The sequence below is a fragment of the Niallia sp. Kr1 genome (assembly GCF_050389805.1).
In the GTDB taxonomy this organism is placed as follows: domain Bacteria; phylum Bacillota; class Bacilli; order Bacillales; family Cytobacillaceae; genus Bacillus_BD.
Map to the genome: position 1 here is coordinate 2941303 of NZ_CP130945.1, position 14628 is coordinate 2955930.

The following is a 14628-nucleotide window of genomic DNA, read 5'->3' on the forward strand; positions in this document are numbered from 1 at the left end:
GATGAAACTCGTACACATTTATTTAATTGAATCAACAGTCATTGCTTTTATAAACCATTGATGATAAATTCTCGAGATATAATTACTAATCCAAAGAGTAATAAAACTCCAGTACCAGGTCCACCCATTTTTATAGCGAATAATATTTGTATATTTTTTTGCAAAAACCTCAAAAGCAGCAATAGGTGCAGTATGAACAAAATAGTACAAAAACTTTACGAAATAACCCCTTTTTTCTGGATAATACAAATTGAATAACGTACAAATTGTTGGATAAATAAAATATTCAAAAGTAAAACTAGATCTAAGAGTACGCCTAAAAAAAACACGGGAAGGGTATTCTAAAAATTTCCTTTCAACCGCTAGTAAACCAAATAAGAAAGTAATTAATTGCTTAAATAAAAAGATAATATTTTCTTCTCGAAATCGTTTTCGTGGAACAAAGTTAAACAATAATAAAACAAATATTCCTATTGCAGTCCATTCAATCATGTACCAAACTGATTTTTACTCAATACACTCCCGCCTTCTGCCTATTAGTCAAGATGAAAAACACATGGAGCGTATTTCTTTTCCATGTGTTTTCCTTTAAGCTAATCTTAACCAACTATAACTTTTCTTCTTTTTACCTTGTTTTTTCCACCTACGCCGCATGAAAAGTAATACAATCGCGATAATCGCAATAAAAAGCAGACTGATAAAGAAGCCAGGTCGACTTGCTCCATGGAATAAGGTTCCACTAACGGCTGCCAAAATTAAAATAATCCCAATCCATTGTTTTACTCTTCCCCATCCTGTTAATTGGATTAATTTAGGATAAGCAAACAACACAAACATCCAGTTATATAAAAGCATCAAGCTGGCTGCCGTTGTAATGTACTCATAGACACGGTCGGGCATAAGCAAACCAAAAATAATACTTGAAATCAACCCTCCTATTGTTAATAGTAAGGCAAATGGTGCTACTTTTAGTTTCTCACCTTTCTTTGAAAAAAGCTTTGGTGCATCCCCATCTTCTGATAAAGTGACGAGAATATTCGTCACTGCAAATAAAGAAGCAGACATCGTTGAAAATCCTGCAATGATAATAGCACCATTGAATACATGTGGAAAGAAACCTAGTCCATACCGATCCATGGCTACAACAAACGGACTTTCATCTGGTGTAAATGCATGAATCGGAGCTAAAATAACAGCAAATCCAACTGCCAACAAATAAATCATTGTTAAAGTAATGAGCATAATGGTATTTGCTTTTTTGGCATCCTCTTTTTTACGAAGTCTTGGCGTCATCATCCCCATGATTTCAATTCCCCCAAAAGCATAAAAACCAAAAATTAAAGCGGACCAAAATCCGATCATACCATTTCTGAAGAATTCATCTGCTGCGTTTGGAACGAAATAGGTACCCCCTCCCCCCTTCATTAACCCAGTTATTCCTAAAAGAGCTAAGATAATAAACATAAGGATGGCCGATATTTTAATGACGGCAAAAATATTCTGTGCTTTTTCGAAACCGCCTGAACCTAATAGAACAACAATAATCCCTAAAGTCCCGTAGATAGAAGCAAAAATCCATAAGGGAGTATGTTGAAACCAAAATTTAGTAAAAAGAGATAAGGCAGTTAATTGGCTACCTATAATTAATATTTCAGAAGCCCAATACACCCAACCGCAGCCAAACCCAGCCCATCTTCCAAATGCTTTTTTGGAATAGTAACGGAATGAACCTTTTTGCGGATCCTTGGCAGCCATTTTTCCCAGTGCTTCCCCTACTATATAGGTACCAATAGCAGCAACAATAAAGGCTAGAATGGCAGAAGGTCCAGTAAGTCGAATGGCTAATGCGGACGCTAGGAAAAATCCAGTTCCAATAATACAACCTACACCGACTAGAGATAGCTGCCACCAAGCAATTTTGTTTTCCTTTGAGGCATTTTTTTCCTTCATTCTTCATCTATACCCCCTTCAATATCTTCATTATTTTGAGAGGGAATAGATTTTTCTATGTATGAGAAAGTTGACTCTTTTTGGAAAATCCTTTCATATAACTTAACTTTACGAGCATTCTAATATTAAAGGCTGTTTCTATTATGAGGTGTCGGTCCCTATGCTAACAACCCAAAATACTCGGCGGTTTAATGTATATAACTCGGTATTAAATCTTAATATAATTCATTTACGTAATCCTTGGGTAACGGCATGTTGTTTACACTAAAAAGGAATAGAATTGCATTCAGCAATTTATTCCTTTTTAAATTATAAATTTTCATTTTGTTGCTTTATTTCATCACCGGTTATGAAGATATTCGCTTCTTCTAATTCTTTGTGTCCATCAACCGAATGCCCAACGATACTTTCCTTATTTGGATATCTTGTACCATTTTCAATCGTGATTTGTTCTTTATTTGATGCGGTTGTAAGGAACTTTTTTTCATCAGCCATTATAACAACTCCTTTTACCTTTTATAAAAGTTTTTGTCATTATTTTTCAACTTATTACAGATAAAAAGTGCCAGTTACCTTCCATTTTTATGGAGGGTAACTCGCATTTCAAATTTATTTCTTTTCTTTTTTATTCAACAATTCTCTTTTAATCTCTTTCAAAATGGTTGGGATATTGGTAAAGGTAGAATAAAAGATCGGTTTTTGTTTTAAAATCGCAAATTCTTTTGCTTCCCACATAGCATGATGCGATATATATCGAATTAAGACAATAAGAATATCAGCTTCATTTAAGTAATGATAAAAGTCTGGATCTAAATGACGGGCTTCATGTGTCCATAATGTAAAACTTTCCTCAGCCCTAGTTTGTTTTGAACGATAACCCCCAATAATAAATATCTTCTTTCCGCTTAATAAATCCACTTCCGCATGATCGTCATGATGTTGGGGTGATTCCTCAGTTAAAATGATTGTTTCTTTTTTCTTACGTGTATCATCCTCTACTTTTGAAGACAAATGTGTGATTTCTGCTTTTAGTTCTTCAATTAATCCTTTTAATTGTTGAATCTTTATAATATCGGTTGGGTTCCTTTCAGTTGTGTGAGTATAGGAAGTCTGTTCTAAATTCATAATTTGTAGATTTGCTTCCCCCAATTTTTGGGTTAAGCGACCATTTTGTTGTTGTACAAGTTGAAGAACCTGTTTCTGTGTTTCTATTTTCTTTTTTAATGCACGTAGGTTGTTTTCGCTGCTTTCATATAGCAAATTTATTCTTTTTTGATGGATTCTTTTTAACTTTTCTGGAATCGGTAAATATTTAAAAATAAAGTCAGCCCTGTTCTCCCCAATGATTTCCCTTTCTTTTTTAACATCCCAACCAAAAATCGTTATATTTAAGTAATAATCAATTAATTGCTCATTTACGATTCTCCAAAAAGTGCTTTTTTGAGTGTCATTTAATTTATTTACATGAGAGATAAGCTCTTCTTTTGTTGCTAGGAGGGGTAAATCAGGCAGAAATTGTGGTAATACATATTCAAGTTCAACCTTTGTTAATTCATTAATAAAAGTCTCCCATCGTTGTGAAGCAATATAACAGAAAGCATTCCAAAAAGCTTCTCTATGTTCGTAAAAATAATCTTTATGCTCGATAGCTTCTAAAATCATTTTCTTATGTGATTCTTGATTATTGGAATTTCCAAGTAAATCTAATTCTTCTAAAGCACGCTCAGCGAAGATCTTATCATTCATTTTGTTCTTGATTACGATTTTTTCTATACTCACCATATTATGACAGTGTTCACAAATAAATTGATCCCCTCGAACTGTTATTAATAGTTCTAGTTGATGTTTATTAAGATGAGAATGGTTTATTTTAATATTGGTTTTTATTGGTTGAAAGACATTTTGTTGACAATAATCGCAAAAACCTTTGGCACAGACATTTAGTAGGTAGTCCTCATATTTTTCAGTTGAAACAGGGTTTGGTACTGGAATGGTAGTTAAATACATATTCTGAGATCCGCCTTGATCTGTGTGAAGCAGCTTAATTTTTTCGATATTACTTATAATTTGAGTTTTATAATGATTTAGTTGTTCTTGAATTGTATTTTCATCGTCCAGGTTAGTTGCAAAGTGAAAATTGGTTTCAATTATTCCTTCATACTCCTCACCATTTAACTGAAAAGTAGTCAAGATGGATAAAGAGTTAGGAGCGACTTCACAGTGAACAGGATAATAAGTTGAAATTTCATTTTCTATTCTGTTCGCTAATGTATGAACGATTTGATGGAAATGTTGGTCCAACTCTTCCTTAGCTTGTCTTTCAATTGAGTGAACATGTTGCCCTAACCAAATAATAGCCATGTGGTTAGTTAACGTCATTCCGTATAAATCAGAATTTCCTCTTTTCGATATCCACTGATCATTATAGAAAGCCTCAATTTTATCAAGTATAAATTGACCTCTTTGCTGGTATGGAAACAACAGGATCGCCCTTAATTGTTGCTTATGATGATTGAAATGGACTTCCACTTTCGTAAAAAAATGATGTTGAAAATCGAAATAATGAACAATGGTTTCTAAATGTGGTTTTACATTGTTTAACTGCACTATTTTTCTCCCCTTTGAGGGTTTCCTTACATGTTATTTTACAATATGCTTTGCATCATACATATTTATTAGCAATTATTGTAACACGTATAGTTTGATGTGAACATCAGCATAATACCCATAAAGGAGTTGATATTATTACATGAGACATATACGAAATCTTCTTGTCAAATTTATTGCTACATTCGCTGTGTTGTTCATTATTTTAGGCATGTTCTATGACATGTCATTTGGGAATGTTTTGGCTATATCGTTAGTGTTAACTTTAGCTGCTTATTTAATTGGAGATATGCTGATTTTACCAAGAACAAATAATACGATGGCAACGCTTGCTGATTTTGGACTTGCCTTCTTAGTGATTTGGTTAATGGGTGAAAATATAACTTATGGAGATAGCTTATTAATGCCAGCTTTAATTGCCGCTGCAGCCATAGCCTTATTTGAAGCTTTCTTTCATAAGTCAGTTGCCAATCAAATCAATAATGAAAATAATGAAAACCAGCAACAGTCAAGAAACCTACGTTATCAAACAGAAGCATCAAAAGAGTTAACACCGAGAAAGAATGACATGGATAACAAAAATAAAAATAATCAATAATGTCCCCTTAGAGAGCATCTGACTTTTCAGATGCTCTCTATTCGTAAATCCTAAAAAAGAAGCTAGTTACTATAACGAGCAACTAGCTTTTCTTACTTATTGGAATAACGTTAGATATTGTTCGTAACCTTCTTCTTTTAACTTCTCTTTCGGAACGAAGCGGATCGCTGCTGAATTGATACAGTACCTAGCACCAGTTGGAGCAGGTCCATCGTCAAATACATGTCCCAAATGTGAATCTGCTGTTTTGGAGCGGACTTCAATTCTTCTCATTCCATGAGACGTATCAAGCTTTTCCTCAATTTCACTCTGTCTTAGTGGTTTCGTAAAACTTGGCCAACCACAACCTGCATCAAATTTATCCTTTGAACTAAACAATGGTTCACCTGAGATAATATCTACATAAATTCCATCTTCAGTATGATTCCAATATTCATTTTGAAAGGGCGGTTCGGTACCATTGTGACGAGTAACTTGATATTGAATTGGAGTTAATTCTTTTCTTAGTTCTTCTTCGCTTTTTTTGGTTTTCCAATGATCACGAATGAATTTTGCGCGACCGGAACCTTCTTTGTACCTATTGTAGTGAAACGACATTTTTTTATAATAATCTTGATGTTTTTCTTCGGCTTCATAAAAAGTCGCAGCAGGAATGATCTCAGTAACAATTGGTTTATTAAAACGCCCGCTTCCCGCTAGCTCTGCTTTTGATTGTTCTGCGAGAACTTTTTGCTGCTCGTTATGATAAAAAATAGCTGTTCTGTAAGATAAACCCCTGTCATGAAATTGACCGCCCGCATCAGTTGGATCTATTTGCTGCCAAAAGAGCGTTAATAACTTTTCATAAGGAAAAACATCCGGATCGAATGTAATTTGCACAGCTTCATAGTGTCCCGTTGTATCGGAACAAACTTCTTCGTAAGTAGGATTTTCTTTATGTCCTCCTGTATACCCTGAAACTACCTTGATAATTCCTGGTTGCTCATCAAAAGGTTCCACCATGCACCAGAAACACCCACCTGCAAAGGTTGCTAATTCATATTGATTTAACATATAATACACCCCTTTATTATCATATCTTAAAATATACACGAAATCCGATAACGCTTCATTTAATTTGCCCTTATTTTAGTAATTCACACATGTGAAACTTCTGAATCTCACCTGTTTCTCAATTACTTGTTATTTGCTAAAATAAAAGAAACGGAAGGAGTTTAAAATGTATTTATTTGTTGAGGAAAAAATAAAAAAGGCTGTAGATAACGGAGAATTCAATGATCTTCCCGGTATGGGAAAGCCTTTAGATTACAAAGATGAATTACCCGGTCTTTCCCCAGAATTAAAACTAAGCTTTAAAGTGTTAAAAAATGCCGGTTACGTCACAGAAAAAGAGAAAGCCAATCACGAAGATATCACGCTGCAAGACTTATTAACTTATGCAACAGAAGGTGAAAATAAAGGAATGTATCAAAAAAGACTTCAGTTTGAGGAATTAGCACAGGAAAAAAAGTGGCATCGTAACTCGAAGTTTAGACAATATGTTGACCAAATATACCGCAAAATATTTCAATCATGATCCCCTTTAAAACGAAGAATGTATTAAAGGGGAATTTTTTACCTCTGTATAGGTATATGAAGCTGTGACAAAATGCTATATCCTACAGCCAAAGTTAGACAAATGAATAGGACCCCTATGATAAAAAACAGCCTAATTGCTTTACTTTTCGCAGTAAAATAGCCGGTTTCCTCTTGGTATTTGTTGGTAAACGGATTGGTTAGCATTAACTTATTCTAGCCATTATTAAGCCAGAGATACAGCATTCCTAAAGTAGATACAATTATTATCCCTTTTAACCAAAGTGGCGGGATTACGATTGTTGCCATAATTGTTACAGATATAATTTGAAAATAACCAGCTATATATGAGTGATCTCTTAGAAATGCCTTAATAAACAACTCGATAAAACCGTTAACGACAGTACGTTTTTTAAAGATTTGCTTCGAGTGTCGAAAGAGAAATGGCTTTGTACGAATAGAAACATGAATCTTTTCCAGTTCAGGAGAAAAAGTAAAAATGAGCCCGATATTTTTAGAAACACTTTTCTATTCTCTTTCTATCTCATAATCGATATTACCTTTTTTGGTTAGTACCTTTAATGAAATAAAAATTGAAAAATATCCAAATTAGAGCAGTATCATATAACAAAGCATGTTCATGAAGTAATAAGATGAATTGACTAATCCAATTCAAAAAGATAAATGACAGAATGTAAAGGATTACTCTACTTAATCTAGATTGAATTTTTCCAAAAAGGTATTTTAAGATCATAATCCCTGTTTTTAATGCAATAAAATAAAAGCAGAATTACAATCCAATCTAATTTATAATGAACGAAAAGAAATGGTAACATAACCCCGAAAATGAAAATAACCGTAAAACCTTGAAAAAGTATACTATGAAAATAACCCCACTTTTTTAACCCCGCAAAAATAATTCCTTTTTTTATTAAAAATACTTTGTCCACTTCTTCGATAAATGTCCTAATATGCCCATTCCAAATAAAGACAGATAGTAAGTTGAAAAACTAGAAAAAGCGGGATATTTGCAATCCAGACCGGAATCTCATTCCACCAAGAAAGATAGTTGAATATAAATATCAGAATTGCTGGTAGAATGATGTACAGCATTACGATCCAATCAACAATTGTTTTGAAAATACTAATTTGATATTTCCAATTTTTAATCATACGATGCCTAAAATGGTTGCACTATTCATTGCCAGTACCCTCAGCTATTTTATGATAACAGTCATACAAAGAACCGAGTGGAAGCTGACATTGATCCCTGATTTCGTCTAGCGTTCCCGCCACATGTAACCTTCCCTCGTGAATCATGATAAAACGAGCACATACTTTTTCGGCAGTGTCTAACACGTGGGTAGACATTAAAATTCCAGCTCCCTTTGCACGTTCCTTCTCGATTGATTCTAGAAATAACTTCATTGCATTTGGATCTAAGCCCATAAAAGGCTCGTCTATTACATATACAGCAGAATTTGTAATCATTGCTAAAATGAGCATAGCTTTCTGCTGCATCCCTTTTGATAAAGTAGTTGGGTATGAATGAGCATGTTCAGTTAATTTATAGGTAGATAATAACTGTTTTGCATGTTTTTGAAATTCTTGTTGCGGTAATTCCTCGACTGCTGCAACGAAGTCTAGATGTTCCCATAGTGTTAAGCGGTGTAAAAAATCGGTCGTTCCGCGATGTATGAATATCGATTATCTTCAAAGTCTATGTTTCCATTCATATGATCAAGTAAACCTAAAATACATTAATTGGTTGTGCTTTTTCCGGCTCCATTGGGTCCAATTAATCCAATTAATTCTCCTTTTCCTACTGAAAATTGAATGTTATCGATTACTGATAAATCTTTTTGATATCCTGCAGATTCGATATCAACCTTTAAAAGACTCATAAACTTCTCCTGTCTATATTGTTTTTATAATCTTTTCTACGAATCAGAAGCTTCTTAGTATCAACTCTTCCAACTGTAGTTTTCCAATTTTTAGATATTTCAACAATTTCAACATAAAGAAGAAGGAATAATGGTGCTTCATCGCGAAATAGGTAAGAACAAGTGTTTTTGAAAGGTGGAAAAGAGATGGATCGCATTAGTTGTCTTGCTTATCTTTTGTTTCAAGTCGATCATGAAGCACTAAAAGAAGCTGCATTGCAATTAGTAAGTGGAGATATCTCCATTCTAGAATTGAAAGCAAATCAAGATTTCCTTCCTTTTATAAAAGAGGCTGAAGATGTTTTAAAGCAAAATACGCTTAATAAAAATGAGGTTTATGAATTTGTGGAGAAATATTTATATGTTTTTTAATGAAGATAGACTGTCTTTGTCCTTCATATTTGTTGGGAAAGACAGTCTATTTTGTATGTGTTTTTAGATGTTACCCTAGAATTTTATCGTAACAATAAAAAGGACTTTTTTTCCCTTGGAAAGCCATTTCCCCTGCTTTACAAAACCCATTTTTTTCAAACAATGCTTGGGCTTTTTTATTTAACGAGTATGTATCAATCTTTAGATAAGGTATTTCGTTTTGAATGGCAACCTCTTCTGCATAGGAAATTAATTTGGATGCAATTCCCTGCCCTCTTCCAGCAGGATGTACTACCAATCGATGGAAAGTAAATGCCTTTCCATTTTTTCTCCATAAGATTGAATGACTGCTATACTCGTCTGGCAGATTTAAATCAACCGTAATCGAGCCAATGACATAGCCGTTTTCTTCAAGTACAAAAAGTGAACCATTTTGGATGTCTTGTTCAAAGGTTTGAAGAGTTGGGTAGGTTTCATCCCATTGATCGTTTTGTTCTTCTTTCATTATTTTAATGGTACCTTCCACCATTCTCATAATCGATGGTAAATCATCGTTTTTCCCGTTTCTAATCATCGTTTTCCTCCGTGAAAGATTCTTGTATCTGATTTCTTTAAACATGTTACCATAATAATATAATATTCAGGAAAAATAATAGATTTTTCCAAAAGAAAGAAAATCATGGATCTGCGCTTTCGTAAAAGCTTTAAAATTGCACCAGATATTCATGTGCATGTAGTTGACTGCTGCCAAAGCTGAAGCGACTAATACTTCCAAGAATTCCACTCAACCTGACTAAAAGAATATTCATACAAACACCTTTTCTTAAAAAGGTTTAATTTCTATATCAATAAGGACAGACATGAAAAAGTAAATTATAAAAAACGCCATGAAAGCGTTTTGTAATATCCTATTTGATAAAGAAGGATTTTGTATACATGATAAATATGTATTTAGATAAACTAACAATAAGAAATTATTCACAAACAGCTAATCCTAATCGTTTTCCTATTTGGATTAATATATTTCCAACAATTACGCCAGGTATAGCAAAAAGCATTGGTAGCCAAACAGGTCCAATTAAGTGGCCGAATATTACGACTTTTGAAGAATAAATCAATCCTACAGTGACAAAATAGGCAGAAAAAACATAGGGAAGAAAGGACAGACGATGTTTAGCGCCACCGGCATCCCGATAGGCATCCCAAATTGAATAAAAATAAATGCACGGATAAAACATTAACCATTGATAATTAGTTAAAGATAAGGCCTTCTCTGTTTCACCGAGAAAGCTTAACAAAATTAATTCATTAAATCTTGCTTGTACATTAATGATAATTTCCAATAGGACAAATACAATTCCTTTTACAATCTTACCATTTAAAAATTGCCCAAATCCTGGTAACGCAATACTCCAGAAGAGTACCTCAATAGGCTTCTTCCTCATATAATATCCCCTTTTTCATTATGGTTAATGATTTGCTTCTTTATTAGTATGGGACAAAAGCAACCCATTAACTTATAGATGTTATCTATAAATATTTCGATAAAACGCAAGGACCCTCCAATAACTGGAAGGTCCTTGTCGTTTTTATTTTTTATATAAACTTTGTTTCATTTCTGTCTGTATGTAACCCATAAATTCGGTTGCTTTTTGAGTTGGTGGTTTGGTCATAAGACTCACACAGATAAAAAGGATGAGAGAAACTATTAGCCCCCATACGCCAGAACCTATTCCAAATGGTTTTAAAGTGGTAAATTCTAGAATTAATACAAGCAATCCTCCGATGACCACACTTGATATAGCACCTGCTGCAGTCCCTCTTTTCCAGAAAAATGCACCAATAATAGCTGGAACTGAAACGGTTAATCCTGCTGATGAGGCTACAGACAGGACGGCAATTAAATCTAATTGCATCTCTGCGAAAGCGAAAGCTAAAATGGCAATTACGGGCATAACCCATTTTCCAATTTGTAATTGCTTTGCTTCTGTGGTATTTTGTTTCAAATTCCCATATACATCTCGTGCAAAAAGCGATGCCAGCGTTAAGAGAATCGAGTCAATCGTTGAAATGGCTGCTGCAATGATTGCCACCATTACAATGATACCAAGGGAAGTTGGTACAAGATCTGATGCCAGTAAACTTGGTGTTGCTACATCTGGATTTTCCAAATTGGGAAATAAATTTAGCGCTGAAAATCCCCATAATACAGAAACAATCGTATAAATAAAGCCGAACACAAGAAATCCCATTAACATGCCTCTTAAGCTTTTAAACGATGATGGCATATATAAACGTTGACTTACTTGCGGATTAGAAAGACTAAAAAATAACCATGGAATGGTCATGGATAAAAAGGTTGTAAAACTCCAGAACCCATTTCCTGGTACCGTTAATGATTTAGGGTGATTTTTTTCCAAATGGCCAAAAAATTCACTGAAACCTCCTAATCCATCAATTAATAATAAAACAACTAAGGTTGAAGCAACAATCATGACCAATGCCTGAAGTGAATCTGTCCACATAACTGAGCGAATTCCCGCAATAAAAGAAAAGACGATGGCCAAAATGGTTGCAATAATAACACCTGTAGTAAAAGAAATACCGCCATTTGTCATCCCTTCTACTAAATAACCAACTCCTGCAAGTTGTACGGCGCTATAAGGGATAAGAAAAACACAACTAGAAATGGCAACTACTACTGCCACCATCTTATGATCATAGCGATCTCCTAACATTTCAGATGGTGTAACGTATCCATATTTTTTTCCCACGATCCAAAATCGAGGTCCGAAAAACGCTACCAATGTAACTCCCATGAAATAAACCATTTCAAACCCAAGTGCTCCAACCCCTCCACGATAGGTCAAGCCTGACAATCCGACCATCATAAATGCACTATATGTAGTAGCGCTGTAACTTAAAGCAGAAACAAAACCGTTCATTTTTCTATTCCCAAGAAAATAACCAGACATGGTATTCTCTTTGCCACTACGGGATAAATAGGCCACATATAATGATAAAGCGATGTAAATAGAAAATCCTAACCAAATATAGCCTTGATCCAACTTAAGACCTCCAATCTTTTGTGATAATCAAATTAACCCCGATTATTACCAAACCCAGTAAAATCCAAAATATAAAGCTTCCGTACCATTTTGCAACATTTGACAAGAATGTATAGGGGATAAAATAAGCGAGTAAAATTAAAGTAACACTTATTATGACCCAAGTTAATTCTCTTTTTTCCATAATACGACTCCTTTAGACATAATCAACATGCTTTCAACTCATATTTCTTTTTATCATATTGCTGAATTAAATGGAAGAATTTACTTACAATCAATAAAATTTGCTATTGCGTAACGGGAATTTTAGTTTATCCAGATAATAGAAAAATAATAAAAAAGGTCTAACCCGACCTTCTCTGGTTTAGACCTTTTGCTGCTTTTCCATTTAATCATACGATCTCTTTTGTTTCATTAAAATAGTAATGGCTTGATCGGAAATATTTCTTACTTCACTCGTAACGGCTTGATAGAAATCCATTGAAGATTGATAATATCCATCCTGTGCTTCATTGAAAATTTGTTGTGCGAATTGTCTTCTTTTATGTTCATTAAAATCTTCATAATAAGAAACGATTTGAATAACCCCCTATTTGATTATTACCATCCTAACTATTCCTTAATATGATCTGAACCTGACGATATATTCACTTCTCTCTTGTTTTAAGAGGGAGACATTTCTTTTTCCTAATATCAAAAATTATTGATCGAGAATAATATTCTGTTTTTCTTTGAATATTGAACGGGATTTTGAATTTTTATATTGTGTAATTAGCACATAGTGTTTTTAGTTATCAACGCATGCCAATCTATGATCAAATTCATTAAACACTGATATAAAAGATTAAACCGTTATAACTGACCTGTCATACTTATGTAAACCAACTGTAATACTATTACATATTATCTCCTCATAGAAATATTTTTAGATGCAAGCTTAATAGATGCAAATTAAAATCAACTAGGAGGACCTGTTTTGAAAAAAATTACAATAGTACTCATTATTTTCGCAACATTTCTTGTAGCATCCCCTGCTGGTGCATACACGGTTTTACAAGGAGACACTTTAACAAAAATAGCAAAAGCCAACAGTTTAACACTAAATGAAATCACAACTGCTAATCCGCAAATTCATAATCTAGATTTGATATATGTCGGACAAACCGTAAATATTGTCAAACCAAACGAGAGAACAAATGAAAAAAATGAACATACGGTCCAAGAAAAGCAGACATCTGTTCAAGCTGTTAAAACTATTAAAACTGAAACTACCTCAAGAGAATCCACTTCCCCTGTTGCTGGAACTGCAGCAAGTCTTACAGAGGAGGAAATTGATTTGCTTGCTAGATTAGTACGATCAGAAGCCAATACAGAACCTTTTGAAGGGAAAGTGGCTGTAGCCGAAGTGGTATTGAATCGAATGGAAAGTACACAATATCCTGATAGCATTTCAGGTGTGATTTATCAATCAGGTCAATTTCAACCTGTGTCCAATGGAGAAATCAACAAGCCAGCAAACGAGGAGTCTGTAAAAGCTGTTCATGCAGCCTTATCGGATGGACAAGATATTTCAGGTGATTCTTTGTTTTTTTATAATCCAGATATTGCCACTAATCGTTGGTTAGATACAAGAGAAACAACGGTTGTCATTGGGGATCATGTCTTTAAAAGATAATATAGAGTAAAAGGGGCGTGTCGAAACGCCCCTTTTACTCTTATTAAGCCATTGTTTCCTTTTCACTTTTCTTCTTAGCACCGGTAAAAAACCAACCAGCTGCAGCGATCAATAGCAAAACTACGTAAAAGATTAATTTCCATTCTGTCGAGTGAGCAAAATCATGTGGAATGATTCCAATTGCTTCATGACCTAGCGTTAAAACAGCTAATTTAACCCCAACCCAACCAACAATCGCAAAAGCAGCAATCTCCAAACCCGGTCTAGAATGTAAAAGTTTTACGAAAATATTTGCTGCAAATCGCATAATAATAAGCCCAATGAGTCCCCCTGCAAATACAACTAAGAATTTTCCTCCATCCATTCCACCGATATTGGGTAAATTCGTATTAGGTAAAGTCATAGCGAGAGCAACAGCTGCTAAAATTGAATCAACAGCAAAGGCAATGTCGGCTAACTCTACTTTAAATACGGTACCCCAAAAACCAGCTTTTTTTTGCTTTTTCTCCTTATCCACGGTTCTTTCTCCATTCCTTTTAAGCAAAAGCTTTCGAACAATATGATTAATAGCAATGAATAACAGATATAAAGCTCCAATGGCTTGAATTTGCCAAACGTCGACTAAATAAGAAATGATAAATAAGGAGCCAAACCGGAAAACAAATGCTCCAGCAAGCCCGTAAAACAGCGCCTTTTTTCTCTCATCTTCTGGTAAATGTTTCACCATAATAGCTAATACAAGTGCATTATCCGCTGCTAACAAACCCTCTAATCCAATTAAAAGTAGTAAAACCCAGCCGTATTCTAAAATGATTGAAATGTCCAATGAATTACCTCCTA

At 34.2% G+C, this 14628-nt stretch carries 18 protein-coding genes; 4 read left to right on the forward strand and 14 right to left on the reverse strand.

What is annotated here, in order from left to right; genetic code table 11:
* Positions 1-18 precede the first annotated feature (18 nt).
* The 4 genes from Q5760_RS14300 to Q5760_RS14315 all read right to left on the reverse strand — a co-directional run bounded on the left by Q5760_RS14300 (position 19) and on the right by Q5760_RS14315 (position 4557).
* Positions 19-492: a CBO0543 family protein gene (locus Q5760_RS14300; protein WP_428908313.1), complete on the reverse strand. Its 474-nt coding sequence runs from the start codon at positions 490-492 to the stop codon at positions 19-21.
* A 96-nt stretch (positions 493-588) separates the two neighbouring features.
* On the reverse strand, positions 589-1950 hold the full coding sequence (locus Q5760_RS14305; protein ID WP_428908314.1) for an amino acid permease: 1362 nt from the start codon (positions 1948-1950) through the stop codon (positions 589-591).
* A 309-nt stretch (positions 1951-2259) separates the two neighbouring features.
* Complete coding sequence (locus Q5760_RS14310) at positions 2260-2445, reverse strand: hypothetical protein (RefSeq protein ID WP_428908315.1); 186 nt, start codon at positions 2443-2445, stop codon at positions 2260-2262.
* A gap of 114 nt (positions 2446-2559) precedes the next feature.
* Positions 2560-4557: a hypothetical protein gene (locus Q5760_RS14315; RefSeq protein WP_428908316.1), complete on the reverse strand. Its 1998-nt coding sequence runs from the start codon at positions 4555-4557 to the stop codon at positions 2560-2562.
* A 142-nt stretch (positions 4558-4699) separates the two neighbouring features.
* Between Q5760_RS14315 and Q5760_RS14320 the strand changes: the two genes are divergently transcribed.
* Complete coding sequence (locus Q5760_RS14320) at positions 4700-5155, forward strand: YndM family protein (protein WP_428908317.1); 456 nt, start codon at positions 4700-4702, stop codon at positions 5153-5155.
* A gap of 96 nt (positions 5156-5251) precedes the next feature.
* Here the strand turns inward: Q5760_RS14320 and msrB are convergent, their stop codons facing one another.
* On the reverse strand, positions 5252-6208 hold the full coding sequence (msrB, locus tag Q5760_RS14325) for a peptide-methionine (R)-S-oxide reductase MsrB (protein WP_428908318.1): 957 nt from the start codon (positions 6206-6208) through the stop codon (positions 5252-5254).
* Positions 6209-6374: 166 nt separating this feature from the next.
* Between msrB and Q5760_RS14330 the strand changes: the two genes are divergently transcribed.
* Positions 6375-6731, forward strand: coding sequence for a DUF1992 domain-containing protein (locus Q5760_RS14330; protein WP_428908319.1), 357 nt, complete (start codon positions 6375-6377; stop codon positions 6729-6731).
* A gap of 215 nt (positions 6732-6946) precedes the next feature.
* Here the strand turns inward: Q5760_RS14330 and Q5760_RS14335 are convergent, their stop codons facing one another.
* The 5 genes from Q5760_RS14335 to Q5760_RS14355 form a co-directional block, all read right to left on the reverse strand.
* Complete coding sequence (locus tag Q5760_RS14335) at positions 6947-7240, reverse strand: ABC transporter permease (RefSeq protein ID WP_428912587.1); 294 nt, start codon at positions 7238-7240, stop codon at positions 6947-6949.
* A gap of 206 nt (positions 7241-7446) precedes the next feature.
* On the reverse strand, positions 7447-7716 hold the full coding sequence (locus tag Q5760_RS14340) for an ABC transporter permease (protein ID WP_428912588.1): 270 nt from the start codon (positions 7714-7716) through the stop codon (positions 7447-7449).
* The gene (locus Q5760_RS14345) at positions 7697-7903 is read right to left on the reverse strand and encodes a hypothetical protein (protein WP_428908320.1); all 207 of its coding nucleotides are present in this window, start codon (positions 7901-7903) and stop codon (positions 7697-7699) included. The genes Q5760_RS14340 and Q5760_RS14345 overlap by 20 nt, the downstream gene beginning before the upstream one ends.
* Positions 7904-7924: 21 nt before the next feature.
* Positions 7925-8434, reverse strand: coding sequence for an AAA family ATPase (locus tag Q5760_RS14350; protein WP_428912589.1), 510 nt, complete (start codon positions 8432-8434; stop codon positions 7925-7927).
* A gap of 56 nt (positions 8435-8490) precedes the next feature.
* On the reverse strand, positions 8491-8634 hold the full coding sequence (locus Q5760_RS14355) for an ATP-binding cassette domain-containing protein (RefSeq protein WP_428908321.1): 144 nt from the start codon (positions 8632-8634) through the stop codon (positions 8491-8493).
* 186 nt (positions 8635-8820) lie between these two features.
* On the opposite strand from Q5760_RS14355, the gene Q5760_RS14360 reads away from it, so the two are divergent.
* Entirely contained in the window at positions 8821-9045 is a 225-nt protein-coding gene (locus Q5760_RS14360; RefSeq protein ID WP_428908322.1) for a hypothetical protein, read from the forward strand.
* A 70-nt stretch (positions 9046-9115) separates the two neighbouring features.
* Here Q5760_RS14360 and Q5760_RS14365 read toward each other — a convergent pair whose 3' ends face one another.
* From Q5760_RS14365 to Q5760_RS14375, 3 genes are all read right to left on the reverse strand, one after another.
* A complete protein-coding gene (locus tag Q5760_RS14365) occupies positions 9116-9619 on the reverse strand; it encodes a GNAT family N-acetyltransferase (RefSeq protein WP_428908323.1) in 504 nt (167 codons plus the stop codon).
* A gap of 400 nt (positions 9620-10019) precedes the next feature.
* Positions 10020-10490 (reverse strand): hypothetical protein, encoded by a 471-nt coding sequence (locus Q5760_RS14370; RefSeq protein ID WP_428908324.1) that lies wholly within the window; start codon positions 10488-10490, stop codon positions 10020-10022.
* 144 nt (positions 10491-10634) lie between these two features.
* Positions 10635-12113, reverse strand: coding sequence for a sodium:solute symporter family protein (locus Q5760_RS14375; RefSeq protein ID WP_428908325.1), 1479 nt, complete (start codon positions 12111-12113; stop codon positions 10635-10637).
* A gap of 976 nt (positions 12114-13089) precedes the next feature.
* Here Q5760_RS14375 and Q5760_RS14380 point away from each other — a divergent pair.
* A complete protein-coding gene (locus tag Q5760_RS14380) occupies positions 13090-13788 on the forward strand; it encodes a cell wall hydrolase (RefSeq protein ID WP_428908326.1) in 699 nt (232 codons plus the stop codon).
* Positions 13789-13831: 43 nt separating this feature from the next.
* Here Q5760_RS14380 and Q5760_RS14385 read toward each other — a convergent pair whose 3' ends face one another.
* Positions 13832-14614 (reverse strand): TerC family protein, encoded by a 783-nt coding sequence (locus Q5760_RS14385; protein WP_428908327.1) that lies wholly within the window; start codon positions 14612-14614, stop codon positions 13832-13834.
* Between the last annotated feature and the right edge of the window lie 14 nt (positions 14615-14628).